This window comes from Promicromonospora sp. NPDC090134 (assembly GCF_044746965.1).
In the GTDB taxonomy this organism is placed as follows: Bacteria; Actinomycetota; Actinomycetes; order Actinomycetales; family Cellulomonadaceae; genus Promicromonospora.
Map to the genome: position 1 here is coordinate 211,548 of NZ_JBIVCZ010000008.1, position 13,869 is coordinate 225,416.

Annotated in this window: 14 protein-coding genes; 11 read left to right on the forward strand and 3 right to left on the reverse strand. The window is 71.4% G+C overall.

The window, feature by feature from the left end; genetic code table 11:
• The first annotated feature begins 8 nt into the window (after window positions 1-8).
• From pdxT to ACIPN7_RS21530, 10 genes are all read left to right on the forward strand, one after another.
• Window positions 9-644: a pyridoxal 5'-phosphate synthase glutaminase subunit PdxT gene (gene pdxT, locus ACIPN7_RS21485; RefSeq protein WP_400546972.1), complete on the forward strand. Its 636-nt coding sequence runs from the start codon at window positions 9-11 to the stop codon at window positions 642-644.
• 68 nt (window positions 645-712) lie between these two features.
• A complete protein-coding gene (locus ACIPN7_RS21490) occupies window positions 713-1,474 on the forward strand; it encodes a YebC/PmpR family DNA-binding transcriptional regulator (RefSeq protein WP_285102438.1) in 762 nt (253 codons plus the stop codon).
• 57 nt (window positions 1,475-1,531) lie between these two features.
• The gene (gene ruvC / locus ACIPN7_RS21495) at window positions 1,532-2,098 is read left to right on the forward strand and encodes a crossover junction endodeoxyribonuclease RuvC (protein WP_397405706.1); all 567 of its coding nucleotides are present in this window, start codon (window positions 1,532-1,534) and stop codon (window positions 2,096-2,098) included.
• Between the two features lie 104 nt (window positions 2,099-2,202).
• Window positions 2,203-2,829 (forward strand): Holliday junction branch migration protein RuvA, encoded by a 627-nt coding sequence (ruvA, locus tag ACIPN7_RS21500; protein WP_400546977.1) that lies wholly within the window; start codon window positions 2,203-2,205, stop codon window positions 2,827-2,829.
• The gene (gene ruvB / locus ACIPN7_RS21505) at window positions 2,822-3,913 is read left to right on the forward strand and encodes a Holliday junction branch migration DNA helicase RuvB (protein ID WP_400546980.1); all 1,092 of its coding nucleotides are present in this window, start codon (window positions 2,822-2,824) and stop codon (window positions 3,911-3,913) included. The genes ruvA and ruvB overlap by 8 nt, the downstream gene beginning before the upstream one ends.
• Window positions 3,914-4,052: 139 nt before the next feature.
• The gene (yajC, locus tag ACIPN7_RS21510) at window positions 4,053-4,484 is read left to right on the forward strand and encodes a preprotein translocase subunit YajC (protein WP_285102489.1); all 432 of its coding nucleotides are present in this window, start codon (window positions 4,053-4,055) and stop codon (window positions 4,482-4,484) included.
• An 81-nt stretch (window positions 4,485-4,565) separates the two neighbouring features.
• Complete coding sequence (gene secD, locus ACIPN7_RS21515) at window positions 4,566-6,455, forward strand: protein translocase subunit SecD (RefSeq protein WP_400546982.1); 1,890 nt, start codon at window positions 4,566-4,568, stop codon at window positions 6,453-6,455.
• Window positions 6,455-7,546: a protein translocase subunit SecF gene (gene secF, locus ACIPN7_RS21520; RefSeq protein ID WP_400546985.1), complete on the forward strand. Its 1,092-nt coding sequence runs from the start codon at window positions 6,455-6,457 to the stop codon at window positions 7,544-7,546. Before secD ends, secF begins: the two co-directional genes overlap by 1 nt.
• A 22-nt stretch (window positions 7,547-7,568) precedes the next feature.
• On the forward strand, window positions 7,569-8,141 hold the full coding sequence (locus ACIPN7_RS21525; RefSeq protein WP_400547233.1) for an adenine phosphoribosyltransferase: 573 nt from the start codon (window positions 7,569-7,571) through the stop codon (window positions 8,139-8,141).
• A gap of 76 nt (window positions 8,142-8,217) precedes the next feature.
• Window positions 8,218-10,554 (forward strand): bifunctional (p)ppGpp synthetase/guanosine-3',5'-bis(diphosphate) 3'-pyrophosphohydrolase, encoded by a 2,337-nt coding sequence (locus tag ACIPN7_RS21530; RefSeq protein ID WP_285102433.1) that lies wholly within the window; start codon window positions 8,218-8,220, stop codon window positions 10,552-10,554.
• A gap of 53 nt (window positions 10,555-10,607) precedes the next feature.
• On the opposite strand, the gene ACIPN7_RS21535 is transcribed toward ACIPN7_RS21530, so the two are convergent.
• Entirely contained in the window at window positions 10,608-11,768 is a 1,161-nt protein-coding gene (locus tag ACIPN7_RS21535) for an ATP-dependent DNA ligase (RefSeq protein ID WP_400546988.1), read from the reverse strand.
• Window positions 11,769-11,783: 15 nt separating this feature from the next.
• Window positions 11,784-12,380 (reverse strand): dihydrofolate reductase family protein, encoded by a 597-nt coding sequence (locus tag ACIPN7_RS21540; protein WP_400546991.1) that lies wholly within the window; start codon window positions 12,378-12,380, stop codon window positions 11,784-11,786.
• Window positions 12,381-12,457: 77 nt separating this feature from the next.
• Here ACIPN7_RS21540 and ACIPN7_RS21545 point away from each other — a divergent pair, with 77 nt between their 5' ends.
• The gene (locus ACIPN7_RS21545) at window positions 12,458-12,727 is read left to right on the forward strand and encodes a Rho termination factor N-terminal domain-containing protein (protein WP_400546994.1); all 270 of its coding nucleotides are present in this window, start codon (window positions 12,458-12,460) and stop codon (window positions 12,725-12,727) included.
• Window positions 12,728-12,761: 34 nt separating this feature from the next.
• On the opposite strand, the gene ACIPN7_RS21550 is transcribed toward ACIPN7_RS21545, so the two are convergent.
• The gene (locus ACIPN7_RS21550) at window positions 12,762-13,865 is read right to left on the reverse strand and encodes a DNA polymerase domain-containing protein (protein ID WP_400546997.1); all 1,104 of its coding nucleotides are present in this window, start codon (window positions 13,863-13,865) and stop codon (window positions 12,762-12,764) included.
• Window positions 13,866-13,869 lie beyond the last annotated feature (4 nt).

Genomic DNA, 13,869 nt, shown 5'->3' on the forward strand with positions numbered 1-13,869 from the left:
GGACGGTTGTGAGCAACCCGACCATCGGCGTCCTGGCCCTGCAGGGTGACGTCCGTGAGCACCTGGCCGCCCTCGAGACCGTCGGCGCGCACGGCGTGACCGTGCGCCGTCCGGGGGAGCTGGCCGCGGTCGACGGGCTGGTGCTGCCCGGCGGCGAGTCGACGACGATCGACAAGCTGCTGCGCATCTTCGAGCTCCGCGACCTCCTGCAGGCCCGCATCAAGGATGGGCTGCCGGTGTACGGCTCGTGCGCGGGGATGATCCTGCTCGCCGACCGGATCCTGGACGGGACCGCCGACCAGCAGACCGTCGGCGGCATGGACGTCGTCGTCCGGCGCAACGCGTTCGGGCGGCAGGTCGACTCGTTCGAGACCGACCTCGACTTCGCTGGCATCTCCGACGTCGGTGACGGCGGCGCGGTGCGCACCGCGTTCATCCGCGCCCCGTGGATCGAGGAGGCCGGGCCCGAGGTCGAGGTGCTGTCCCGCATCCCGGCTGTGGATACGCAGGGCCGTCCTGTGGCGGCCGCCGGTAGGATTGTCGCAGCACGGCAGGGGTCGCTGCTCGCCACCGCCTTCCACCCCGAGATCACGGGGGACGCGCGCGTGCACGGGCTGTTCGTCAGCATGGTCGCGGGCGGCTGAGCGGGTTCCCCTCGCCGTTCGTCAGCCATTGATAAGAGCCATCGAAATGCAAGGAGTCAGGTAGAGGCATGTCAGGTCACTCCAAGTGGGCCACGACCAAGCACAAGAAGGCCGCGATCGACGCCAAGCGCGGCAAGCTCTTCGCGAAGCTGATCAAGAACATCGAGGTCGCGGCGCGGACGGGCGGCGGCGACCTCGCCGGTAACCCGACGCTGTTCGACGCGGTCCAGAAGGCGAAGAAGTCGTCGGTCCCGAACGACAACATCGACCGCGCGCTGAAGCGCGGTTCGGGCGAGGGCGCCGACGCCGTCGACTACCAGACGATCATGTACGAGGGCTACGGCACCAACGGCATCGCCGTCCTGGTCGAGTGCCTCACCGACAACAAGAACCGGGCGGCCTCCGAGGTGCGGCTGGCGTTCTCCCGCAACGGCGGCAACCTCGCCGACCCGGGTTCGGTGTCGTACCTGTTCTCCCGCAAGGGCCTGATCGTGGTGCCGAAGGCCGACGGCGTGGGCGAGGACGAGGTCATGCTCGCCGCGCTCGACGCCGGCGCCGAGGACGTCACGGACCAGGGCGAGGTCATCGAGGTCCTCACCGAGGCGACCGACCTGGTGCCCGTGCGTACGGCCATCCAGGAGGCCGGCATCGAGTACGACTCGGCCGACGTGATCTTCCACCCGTCCATGCAGGTCGAGGTGGACGTCGAGGGTGCCCGCAAGATCATGCGCCTCATCGACGCGCTCGAGGACAGCGACGACGTGCAGAACGTCTACGCCAACTTCGACGCGAGTGACGAGGTCATGGCGGCGCTCGACGAGGAGGAGTAAGCAGGTCCCCGGCCACGTCCGCCCGGGTCACGGAACCGCACGTGAGAGGGTTTCTCCGTGCGCGTTCTCGGTGTTGATCCCGGTCTGACCAGGTGCGGCGTCGGCGTCGTCGACTCCCTGCCCGGGCGGCGGGCCCGGATGGTCGCCGTCGGCGTCATCCGGTCGGACGTGGACCTGTCCACGGACCTGCGCCTGCTGCGGATCGCGGAGGGCCTGGACCGCTGGCTCGACGAGCACGTGCCCGACGTGGTGGCGGTCGAGCGCGTGTTCGCGCAGCACAACGTCGGCACGGTGATGGGGACCGCCCAGGCGGCGGGCCTGGCCATGGTGGCCGCGGCCCGCCGCGGCGTGCCCGTCGCGCTGCACACCCCGTCGGAGGTCAAGGCGGCCGTGACCGGTTCGGGGCGCGCCGACAAGGCGCAGGTGACGACGATGATCACCCGCATCCTCGACCTCGACGAGGCGCCGCGGCCCGCCGACGCCGCCGACGCGCTCGCGCTCGCCGTCTGCCACCTGTGGCGCCCCGCCGGGGCCCTGCAGGGCGGCGACCGGCACGAGCTCACACCCGCGCAGCGCGCCTGGGCCGCGGCCGAGCAGGCCGCCAAGCAGCGCCCCCGCCGCTGACGGCGTGCCTCCCCGGAGGGCACCTCGCGCTTGTTAGGCTCCTCGCACGAACGTTCGATACCGGAGCATCCGGCAAGGGAACATCCAGCAAGGAGGGGGAGCCCGTGATCGCCTCGCTGACGGGGACCGTGGCCCATGTGAGCCTGGACCGCGCGGTGGTCGACGTCGGCGGCGTCGGGTACCTGGTGCACGCCACGCCCACCACTCTGGCCGGCCTGCGGGTCGGCGAGACCGCAGGCGTCGCCACGAGCATGGTGGTCCGCGAGGACTCGATGACCCTGTACGGGTTCGGCGACCCCGACGAGCGGGACGTGTTCGAGGTGGTGCAGACCGTCTCCGGCGTCGGGCCGCGCCTGGCGCTCGCGATGCTCGCGGTGCACACCCCGGACGCCCTGCGCCGCGCCGTCGCCGGCGAGGACCTCGCCGCGCTGACCCGCGTGCCGGGCATCGGCCGCAAGGGCGCCCAGCGCATCGTGCTGGAGCTCGGCGACCGGCTCGGGCCGCCGTCCGGCACCGGCGTGGCGCAGCCCGCGCCCAGCGCCGCGGCGGGCGCCACCGACCACTCGGAGCGGGTCGTGGAGGCCCTCGCGGGCCTGGGCTGGCCTGCCAAGCAGGCCGACGACGCCGTGGCGAAGGTGCTCGCCGAGGCGGGCGCCGACGCCGTGGCGGCCGACGAGGTCGCCTCGACACTGCGCGCGGCCCTGCGCGTGCTGGGAGGCCACCGTGGCTGAGGTCTCGACCGAGACGGAGGGCGGCGGCCGGATCGTCGCCCCGAGCGCAGACGAGATCGAGCGGGCGGCCGAGGCCGCGCTGCGCCCCAAGCGGCTCGACGACTTCGTGGGCCAGCGCGTGGTGCGCGACCAGCTCTCCCTGGTGCTGCAGGCCGCGATGGCACGCGGCAACCCGCCCGACCACGTGCTCCTGTCGGGCCCGCCCGGGCTCGGCAAGACGACGCTGGCCATGATCATCGCCGGCGAGCTCGAGTCGCACCTGCGCCTGACCAGCGGACCCGCCATCCAGCACGCGGGCGACCTCGCCGCCGTCCTGTCCTCCCTGGAGGAGGGCGACGTGCTGTTCATCGACGAGATCCACCGCCTGGCCCGCCCCGCCGAGGAGCTGCTCTACGTCGCCATGGAGGACTTCCGGGTCGACGTCGTGGTCGGGAAGGGCGCGGGCGCGTCCGCGATCCCGCTCGCGCTGCCGCGGTTCACCGTGGTCGGCGCCACCACGCGCTCCGGCCTGCTGCCCGCCCCGCTGCGCGACCGCTTCGGCTTCACCGGGCACATGGACTACTACTCGCCCCAGGAGCTGGAGCGGGTCATCCTCCGCTCCGCCGGCCTGCTCGGCGTGCACCTCGACCACGCCGCCGCGCACGAGATCGCCGGCCGCTCCCGCGGCACGCCCCGCATCGCGAACCGGCTGCTGCGCCGCGTGCGCGACTGGGCACAGGTGCGCGGCGACGGCCGGCTCGACCTGAACGCCGCCCGGGCGGCCCTGGAGGTCTACGAGGTCGACCTCATCGGCCTCGACCGCCTCGACCGCGCGGTGCTCACCGCCCTGTGCACCCGGTTCGGCGGCGGGCCCGTCGGCCTGTCCACGCTCGCCATGACCGTGGGGGAGGAGGCCGAGACCGTCGAGACCGTCGCCGAGCCCTACCTCGTCCGCGAGGGGCTCGTCGGGCGCACCCCGCGCGGCCGCGTCGCGACCCTCGCCGCCTGGGAGCACCTCGGCCTCACACCGCCCGCGCAGGCGGCCGGCGGCACGAACGGAACCACGACCGGCGCCACCGGCTCGGGAACTTTGCTCGACCCCTGACGTTGTCCTTGTGGCGCTCCTACCGCGGGCAGCCCGGGGATCCGCGCCCGAGCACTACACTGGTTGGGATCCTCGTCGTGCGCCACGAACGTGCGCAGCACATCCGACACAGCAATCGAACAGGGACCTCACCGTGGAAATGCTCATTCTCGTCGCGATCCTCCTCGTGGCGATGTTCTTCATGTCCTCCCGCACCCGCAAGCAGCAGCGTGCGGCAGCGGAGTTCCGGAACAACCTCACGGTCGGGGCCAAGGTCATGACCGCCTCCGGGATGATCGGGACCGTCGTCGAGGTGGACGACGCGAACGACCAGGTGACCATCGAGTCCGTCCCCGGCAGCCAGACCACCTGGCTCCGCGCCGCCATCTCCAAGCAGGTCGAGGAGCCCGTCGCCGACGACGCGGACACCGACAACACGGCAGATGAGGTCGACGTCACAGCAAAGAGCGAAACGGGAAGTACGATCAGCCCCGACGCGACCGACGTCCCCGACGATCTGTCTGGCCTCGACACCGCCCAGCGCGAGTACCGGGAGCAGCAGCGACGGGACGCCGACGCAGACGGCAAGTGACGGCCGCGCCGTCCGGTGACCCCGGACGGCGCCGAACCCGCGCCGGACGTACCCCGGCGCGCACACGAGAAGAGACAGACGTTGGCGACTGACACCCGGCGCTCGCGGCCGGTTCGCACGATCGTGCTCCTGACGATCTTGACGATCCTGCTGCCCTTCGGCGCCCTCTTGGCAGGTTGGCAGCTCGACGGAAAGTCGAGCGACAATCCGGACGGCGCGAGCCTGGCACCCGGTCTGGCCCTCGACCTCCAGGGCGGCACCCAGGTCATCCTGAAGGCCGTCACCTCGGACGGCTCCGAGATCACCCCGGAGGCGATGGAAGAGGCCATCGGCGTGATCCGGCAGCGGGTGGACGCCAACGGCGTGTCCGAGGCCGAGATCGCCAGCCAGGGCGACAACCAGATCGTGGTCGAGATCCCAGGCGAGGTGGACGACGAGACCGTCGCGCTGATCTCCAAGGCCGCGCAGATGAAGTTCCGCCCGGTCCTGGCCATCGGCAACCCGGTCCCGACGACGCAGCCGTCGGCGAGCCCGTCGGCGTCCGCGGACGGCACGGGCGAGGACGCCCAGACCGACGGCGACGCGGCCGCGTCGGACGAGCCGACCAAGGAGGAGCTCGCCGAGCAGGACGAGGCGATCAAGGCGGCCACCGACCCGTCCGACCTGGCGCAGATCACGCCGTCGGTCCAGGCCGAGTACGACGCGCTGGACTGCACCGACCCCAAGAACCTCGAGGGCGGCGGTGGTGACGACCCGGACCGGCTGCTCGTCACGTGCGACCAGACCGGCACGGCCAAGTACATCCTGGGCCCCGTCGAGGTGGACGGCACCAACCTGACCAGCGCGTCGTCGGGCCTCATGCCGGGCGCGAACGGGACGGTCACCAACGAGTGGGGCGTCAACCTCAACTTCAACTCCCAGGGCACCACGGAGTTCCGTGAGACCACGGAGCGCCTGGTGAACCTGGAGCAGCCGCGCAACCAGTTCGCCATCGTGCTGGACGGCCTGGTCGTCTCGGCGCCGAGCACGAACGTCGCGATCACCAACGGCCAGGCGCAGATCTCCGGCTCCTTCACGCAGGAGTCGGCCGCCACGCTGGCCAACCAGCTCAGCTTCGGCTCGCTGCCGCTGACCTTCCAGGTCGACGGGCAGAACACGATCTCCGCCACGCTCGGCTCCGAGCAGCTCCAGCGCGGCCTGTTCGCGGGTCTGATCGGCCTCGCGCTCGTCGTCGTGTACTCGCTGTTCCAGTACCGCGCGCTCGGCCTGCTGACTGTCGCCTCGCTGGTCGTCGCGGCCGCCATGACCTACGTGGTGATCGCGCTCCTGAGCTGGGGCATCGGCTACCGCCTGTCCCTGCCGGGTGTCGCCGGTCTGATCGTCGCCATCGGCTTCACCGCGGACTCGTTCATCGTGTACTTCGAACGCATCCGGGACGAGCTACGTGACGGCAGGTCGCTGCGGCTCGCGGTCCAGCGCGGCTGGGTCCGTGCGCGCCGCACGATCTACGCCGCGAAGGCCGTGAACCTGCTGTCCGCCGTCATCCTGTACTTCATGACCGTGGGCGGCGTGCGCGGCTTCGCGTTCACCCTGGGCCTGACCACGATCATCGACGTCATGGTGGTCATCTGGTTCACGCACCCGATGATGGAGCTGCTCGCCAAGGTGCCGTTCTTCCGCGACGGCCACAAGTGGTCGGGTCTGTCGGCCGACCGGATCGAGGTCACGCCGCGGTACCGGGGCGCCGGCCAGCTCTCCGGCGGGAAGCCGGACACGACGACGGACGCACCCGACTTCGGCACAGCCGAGCCTGACCGGGAGCTGGTCACGGCGCAGTCCGTGACCCCGGCGCCGCGCACCGCCGAGGACGGCCGCAGGATGACGATCGCGGAGCGGCGTGCCGCCGAGCGCAAGGCTGCCGCAGGGTCCGCAGAGACGACCCAGCCGGCTCAGAACGAGGAGAACAGCTGATGGCGCGGGGTGGCTTTGCTCAGTGGGGTAACGACCTCTACACCGGTCGTAGGTCGTACCCGATCGTCCAGCGGCGGCGGCTCTGGTACTCGATCGTCGCGCTCTTCTCGGCGGCGTCGGTCCTCGTGCTGGTCTTCCAGGGCCTGAACCTCGGTATCGACTTCCGTGGCGGCTCGGAGTTCACCGTCTCCGGTGTCTCCACCACGGACGAGGACGTCGCGATCGACGCGGTCGCCACCGTCGCCCCCGGCGAGGAGCCGCACGTCAGCCAGGTCGGCGCGAACGCCGTCCGCGTGCAGGTCTCGGAGCTCGACAGCGAGCAGACCGACCAGGTCGGCGAGGCGCTGGCCAGCGCCTTCGGCGTGAGCGTCGACGAGGTCACGTCGAGCTTCATCGGCCCCACGTGGGGCCAGTCCGTGAGCCTGCGGGCCCTGTGGGGCACCGTGGCGTTCGTGCTCGCGGCGGCGGTCTTCATGGCGGTGTACTTCCGCGCCTGGCGCATGTCGGTCGCGGCCATCGTCGCGATGCTTGCCGACGTGCTGGTCTCGGCCGGCGTGTACGCGGTGATCGGCTGGGAGGTCACGCCGTCCACGATCATCGGCTTCCTGACCATCCTGGGCTTCTCGCTGTACGACAAGATGGTCGTCTTCGACAAGGTGCGTGAGAACACGCTCAACGTGACCGAGCAGACGCGCAGCACCTACGCCGAGCGGGCCAACCTCGCGGTGAACCAGACCCTGGTCCGGTCCATCAACACCTCCGTGGTGGCGCTGCTGCCGGTCGCGGGCATCCTCTTCGTGGGTGGCTTCCTGCTGGGCGCCGGCACGCTGAAGGACATCTCGCTGTCGCTGTTCGTCGGTATCGCCGCGGGCGCGCTGTCGTCGCTCTTCTTCGCGACGCCGCTCGACGTGACGCTGCGGGAGCGGGAGCCCAAGATCGCGGCCCACACCAAGAAGGTCATGGACCTGCGTGCGGGCCTCGTGGCGGAGGGCGCGGACGAGGGCATGCTGGCCGCCGCCGCGTCCGGTTCGGCCCAGCTCGTCCCGGGTCACCACCAGGGACAGGCCGCTCAGCCGAGGCGTCGCCGGTAGGCTCCGCCTCGTGGCAGACGACATGACCGACGTCGCCCTCTCCGGCCTGCTGCCGGAGAGGGCGACGCGCGTTCGCGACCTGATCGCGGACGTCCCGAACTTTCCCTCTCCCGGCGTGCTGTTCAAGGACATCACGCCCCTGCTGGCCGACGCCGAGGGCCTGGCCGACGTCGTGGAGGCGTTCACGCGCCTCGCGCTGGCCGACGGCGTGGACGTGGTCGCCGGCATGGAGGCCCGCGGCTTCCTGCTCGGCGCGCCCGTGGCCCACGCGCTCGGCCTGGGCTTCCTGCCCCTGCGCAAGGCGGGCAAGCTCCCGCCGCCCACGCACAGCGTGTCGTACGACCTGGAGTACGGTTCCGCGGCCATCGAGCTGCGCTCGGGAACACTCACCCCCGGTGCGCGCGTTCTCATCATCGACGACGTTCTCGCCACGGGCGGTACCGCGGCGGCCGCAGCAGAGCTGGTGGAGCAGTGCGGTGGAGTCGTCTCCGGGCTCGCCTTCCTGATCGAGCTGGAGGCGCTTCACGGGCGCGACAGGCTCCAGGGCCACAACGTCGATACTCTCCTGCGGGTGGACACCCCGTCCGGTCAATGATCGGGTCGGACGGCGAATAGAGGTCCAGGGCTAGACTGGCGACTCCGGGTCTCATCCCGGGGAAGGAGGCGCGTACATGGCGGAGAACACGGTGTCACGCGCTCCGGTGCCCGAGAAGAACCCGCCCACCCCTCCGGGCGGTAACCGGATGCGCAACCGGCTGGTGCGTCTGGGCGTGCGCAGCATCGGTGGCGGCACCCCGGCGGCGATCGAGCCGCTGCTGCAGGCGATCCGCAGCAACCACCCCAAGGCCGACGTCGCCCTGATCGAGCGCGCCTACGTGGTGGCCGAGAAGGCCCACCGCGGGCAGATGCGCAAGAGCGGCGACCCGTACATCACGCACCCCGTCGCGGTCTCCACGATCCTCGCGGAGCTCGGTTTCGAGGGCACCACGATCGCGGCCGCGCTGCTGCACGACACGGTGGAGGACACCGACTACTCCCTGGACACGCTGCGCGGCGAGTTCGGTGACGACGTCGCGCTGCTCGTGGACGGCGTGACCAAGCTCGACAAGGTGAAGTACGGCGACGCGGCGCAGGCCGAGACCGTGCGCAAGATGGTCGTGGCCATGGCCAAGGACATCCGCGTGCTGGTCATCAAGCTGGCCGACCGCCTGCACAACGCCCGCACCTGGAAGTACGTGCCGTCCAAGTCGGCGGAGCGCAAGGCACGCGAGACCGTCGAGATCTACGCGCCGCTGGCCCACCGGCTGGGCATGAACACGATCAAGTGGGAGCTGGAGGACCTGTCCTTCCAGACCCTGTACCCCAAGGTGTACGACGAGATCGTGCACCTGGTGGCCGAGCGCGCGCCCGCCCGCGAGGAGTACCTCGGCGTGGTGCGCGGGCAGATCGAGTCGGACCTGCGCAGCGCGAAGATCAAGGCCACCGTGACCGGCCGGCCGAAGCACTACTACTCGATCTACCAGAAGATGATCGTGCGCGGTCACGACTTCGCGGAGATCTACGACCTGGTCGGCACGCGCGTCCTCGTGGACACCGTGCGCGACTGCTATGCGGCGCTCGGCGCCATGCACGCGCGGTGGAACCCGGTCCCCGGCCGGTTCAAGGACTACATCGCGATGCCGAAGTTCAACATGTACCAGTCGCTGCACACGACGGTGATCGGCCCGGGCGGCAAGCCCGTGGAGATCCAGATCCGCACGCACGACATGCACCGGCGCGCCGAGTACGGCGTCGCGGCGCACTGGAAGTACAAGGAGAAGACGCCGGCGGCGGGCGGCAACGACCCGAAGAACCAGGACATGGCCTGGCTGCGCCAGCTCGTGGACTGGCAGCGGGAGACCGCCGACCCGGCGGAGTTCCTCGACTCGCTGCGGTTCGAGATCGGCGGCGACGAGGTCTACGTCTTCACGCCGAAGGGTTCGGCGATGGCGCTGCCCGGCGGCGCCACACCCGTCGACTTCGCCTACGCCGTGCACACCGAGGTGGGCCACCGCACCATGGGCGCCCGCGTGAACGGCCGTCTGGTGCCGCTGGACTCCCCGCTGGAGAACGGCGACGTCGTCGACATCCTCACCTCGAAGTCGGAGACGGCCGGACCGAGCCGGGACTGGCTCGGGTTCGTGAAGTCGCCGCGTGCGCGCAACAAGATCCGCCAGTGGTTCACCAAGGAGCGCCGCGAGGAGGCCGTCGAGACCGGCAAGGACTCGATCGCCAAGGCGATGCGCAAGCAGGGCCTGCCGATCCAGCGCCTCATGTCGCACGAGACCCTCGTCGGGGTCGCGGACGAGATGAACTACCAGGACGTGTCCGCCCTGTACGCGGCCGTGGGCGAGGGACAGATCTCCTCGGCCCACGTGGTCGAGAAGCTGGTCAAGGCGCTCGGCGGGGCGGACGGCGCGGAGGAGGACGTCGCCGAGGCGGCCCGGCCGGGTGGCCTCACCGCCCGGCGCGTGCGGTCGGGCGACCCGGGCGTCATGCTCAAGGGCTCCGAGTCCGCCGACGTCTGGGTCAAGCTCGCCAAGTGCTGCACCCCGGTGCCGGGCGACGACATCGTGGGCTTCGTGACCCGCGGTCAGGGCGTGAGCGTGCACCGCACGGACTGCGTGAACCTGGACGGGCTGCGCAAGCAGCCGGAGCGCCTGGTCGAGGTGGAGTGGACGCAGGGCGCGAACACGATGTTCCTCGTGCAGATCCAGGTCGAGGCGCTCGACCGCTCCCGGCTCCTGTCCGACGTCACCCGCGTGCTGTCCGAGAACCACGTGAACATCCTGTCGGCGTTCGTCTCGACGTCGGACGACCGGCTGGCGGTCTCCCGGTTCATCTTCGAGATGGCCGAGCCCGCGCACCTCGCGACCGTCCTGTCGGCCGTGCGCAAGGTCGAGGGTGTGTTCGACGTGCACCGCATCACCGGCACCAAGCCGGTCGAGCGGCCGCAGCTGCCGGTCTGAACCGTCCTGTCAGACGTACAGGTCCCTCCGGTGACCTGTGCGTCTGACTCGGGTCAGGCCGTCCCCGGAGCCCCCGGCAGCAGCTCGCCGAGGTCGAAGCTGACCGGTTCCTCGAGCTGCTCGTACGTGCAGGACGCCGGCTCGCGGTCCGGGCGCCAGCGCTTGAACTGGGACGTGTGCCGGAACCGGGAGCCCTCCATGTGGTCGTAGCCCACCTCGAGCACGCGCTCGGGCCGCAGGGGAGTGAACGACAGGTCCTTGCCCGCGCTCCAGCGCGACTGTGCGCCCGGGAGCCGGTCGCCCGCCTCGGCCTTCGTGGGGTCGGTCCACCCCTGCCACGGGTGCTCCTCGGCCGCGGGCGTCCCGGGCTCCACGACGAGCGGCGCGAGCTCCGCGATCAGCTCGGCGCGCCGGGTGGCCGGGAACGACGCCGCGACGCCTACGAACTGCAGGCGCGGACCGTCGTCGGTCTCGTCCCACAGGCCCAGCAGCAGCGAGCCGAGCAGCGGCTGCTCGGGTGTCGAGGTCTTGTGCAGCCGGTATCCCGCCAGCACGACGTCGGCGGTCCGGGTGTGCTTGATCTTGAGCATGGTGCGCTTGTTGGGCGCGTACGGCCCGTCCGCGAGCTTGGCGACGACGCCGTCCAGGCCCGCGCCCTCGAACGAGCCGAACCACTCCGCGGCCTCCGCGGCGTCCTGGGTGCGGGGCGTCGCGAACACGAGCGGACCGGTCAGGCCGAGGCCGTCCAGGGCCGCGATCCGCTCGGTCAGCGGCCGGTCCATGAGGTCGTCGTCGCCGAGCGCCAGCACGTCGAACACCACGAGCGCGGCCGGAGTCGTCTCGGCGAGCATGTTCACGCGGGACTCCGCGGGATGGATGCGCTGGGACAGCAGCTCGAAGTTCAGGTGCGCGGCGCCGTGGCCGGGCCGCTGGGCGATGACGATCTCGCCGTCGACCACGCACCGCTCGGGCAGGGCGTCGCGGACGGCGGCGACGACGTCCGGGAAGTAGCGCTCCATCGGCTTGGCGTTGCGGGAGTCGATGCGTACCTCGTCGCCGTCGCGGTAGACGATGGCGCGGAACCCGTCCCACTTGGGCTCGTAGACGTACGCGGGGCCGGCGTCGTCGCCGGCGGGCTGGGCAGGCACCGAGGGCACGCTCTTGGCGAGCATCGGCCGGACCGGGGGCTGCACGGGCAGGTTGAGTGTGGTCACGGGTACGAGCCTGCCTCAGCGCGGCGCGTAGCGCAGGTAGACGCACCCGCTGTCGAAGGTCCGGGAGTCCACGAGGCGCAGCCGCAGCCGGGCGTCCGGGGGCAGGGCCGGCAGCCCGCCGCCCACGACCTCGGGGTAGACCACGAAGCGGAAGTCGTCCACGAGACCCTGCCGGATGAACGGCGCGGCCACGGTGGGCCCGCCGATCGAGACGACGCCGGGCGCGCAGTTCACGATGCGCCGCAGCTCGCCGGGCTGGAGGTCACGCACGAGCCGGGTCCGGGCCGACGTCACGGCGTCCTGCGGCAGGGACGACGACGCGACGATCTTGTCGACGCCCTGCCAGATCTGCGCGTACCGGTCCGTGTACGGGTTGGGGTCGGGCCCCGGGTCGTGGGTCTCCCAGTAGACCATCGTCTCGTACATGCGCCGGCCGTGGACGTAGACGGCGACGTCCGACTCGTTCTCGTTGATGAACCCGTGCAGCTCGTCGGTCGGCTGCGCCCAGTCGAAGCTTCCCTCGGCGTCGACGGTGTACCCGTCGGCGGACATGTTCGCGGTGTAGCGCAGCGTTCCCATGCCTGTCGGACGCCGGGCGGGTGCCGGACTCATCGGTCCGCGAGCGTGCGAGCGGGGTGAGATCGCGTGATGGTGGAGAGGCACGTCCAGCACCGTCGGGAGGAGCAACCATGCCGAAGCGTGACCCCGGACCGAGCGTCAAGGACAAGGAGCTGTATGAGAAGCTCCGCGACGAGGGCAGCTCCAAGGAGAAGTCCGCCCGCATCGCGAACGCGGCGGCGAACACGTCGCGCAAGAGCGTCGGCCGCAAGGGCGGCACGTCCGGCGACTACGACGACTGGACGGTCGAGAAGCTGCGCAAGCGGGCCGCGGAGATCGGCATCGAGGGCCGGTCCACGATGCGCAAGGACGACCTGATCAAGGCGCTGCGGTCGCACTGACGGCCGCACCGGTCGCGGCCCGGCCGCGGGCGGGTCACTCCGCCGCGGCGTCCTTGCTGCGGTCGCGGTCCTTGTCGCGGCTCGGCTGGACCCGCTTGGGCTCGCCCGGCATCTTGGGGTACTCCGGCGGGTAGGGCAGGTCCTCCAGGCCGTCGGCCTCGTCCCTGACCGCCAGGTCGAGGGCGGCGTCCAGCGAGCAGTCCAGCGCCGGGTCCCGGTCGGCGCGCAGCGCGGCGAACAGGTCGCCGCGCTCGGCGAACCGGCCGGGCGCGGTGAGCACGTCGAAGTCGTCGGGGTGCACGTCGGCCACCTCGTCCCAGTCCAGGGGCATCGAGACCGTCGCCCGGCCGTTCGCCCGGATCGACCACGCGGAGGCGATGGTGCGGTCGCGGGCCATCTGGTTGTAGTCCACGAAGATCGCCTCGCCGCGCTCCTCCTTCCACCAGCGCGTGGTGACCTGGCCGGGCAGCCGACGCTCCAGCTCGCGCCCGATCGCGATGGTCGCCCGCCGCGCCTCGATGAACGTCCACCGCGGCTCCAGCGGCACGAACACGTGCAGCCCCCGGCCGCCGGACGTCTTGGGGTACCCCCGCAGGTCCAGCTCGCCGAGCAGCTCCCGCAGGTGCGGCGCCACGGCGGCGGCGTCGGAGAAGTCCGTGCCGGGCTGCGGGTCCAGGTCGATGCGGAGCTGGTCCACCGCCTCCACGTCGTCCCGCCGCACCGGCCAGGGGTGGAACGTGAGCGTGCCCATGTTGGCCGCCCACGCCACCACGGCGGGCTCCGTGGGGCAGACCTCGTCCGCAGTCCGGCCCGACGGGAACGCGATGGTCGCGGTCTCCACGTAGCCCGGGGCGCCCCTCGGGATGCGCTTCTGGTAGAAGCCGTCCCCCTTCGGGTCGTCCGGCTTGGGCATGCGCGTGGCGAGGTGCGCGCCCTCGTGCCAGCCCTTGGGCCAGCGCTCCAGCGTGGTGGGGCGGTGCAGCAGGGCGCCCGTGATGCCGTCGGCGACGGCGACGAAGTACTCGACGACCTGGAGCTTGGTGATGCCGCGTGGGAAGACGACGCGGTCCGGGCTCGTCACGCGCACGGTGCGGCCCGCGACGTCGAGCTCCACTGCGGGTGTCTTGGATCCGGCCATGGAC

Excerpts from the sequence above, each read along its gene's own strand:
- ACIPN7_RS21490 (WP_285102438.1), top strand. The coding sequence starts at position 713 with ATGTCAGGTCACTCCAAGTGGGCCACGACCAAGCACAAGAAGGCCGCG.
- yajC (WP_285102489.1), top strand. The coding sequence starts at position 4,053 with ATGCTCATTCTCGTCGCGATCCTCCTCGTGGCGATGTTCTTCATGTCC.
- secF (WP_400546985.1), top strand. The coding sequence starts at position 6,455 with ATGGCGCGGGGTGGCTTTGCTCAGTGGGGTAACGACCTCTACACCGGT.
- ACIPN7_RS21525 (WP_400547233.1), top strand. The coding sequence starts at position 7,569 with ATGACCGACGTCGCCCTCTCCGGCCTGCTGCCGGAGAGGGCGACGCGC.
- ACIPN7_RS21530 (WP_285102433.1), top strand. The coding sequence starts at position 8,218 with ATGGCGGAGAACACGGTGTCACGCGCTCCGGTGCCCGAGAAGAACCCG.
- ACIPN7_RS21540 (WP_400546991.1), bottom strand. The coding sequence starts at position 12,380 with ATGAGTCCGGCACCCGCCCGGCGTCCGACAGGCATGGGAACGCTGCGC.
- ACIPN7_RS21545 (WP_400546994.1), top strand. The coding sequence starts at position 12,458 with ATGCCGAAGCGTGACCCCGGACCGAGCGTCAAGGACAAGGAGCTGTAT.
- ACIPN7_RS21550 (WP_400546997.1), bottom strand. The coding sequence starts at position 13,865 with ATGGCCGGATCCAAGACACCCGCAGTGGAGCTCGACGTCGCGGGCCGC.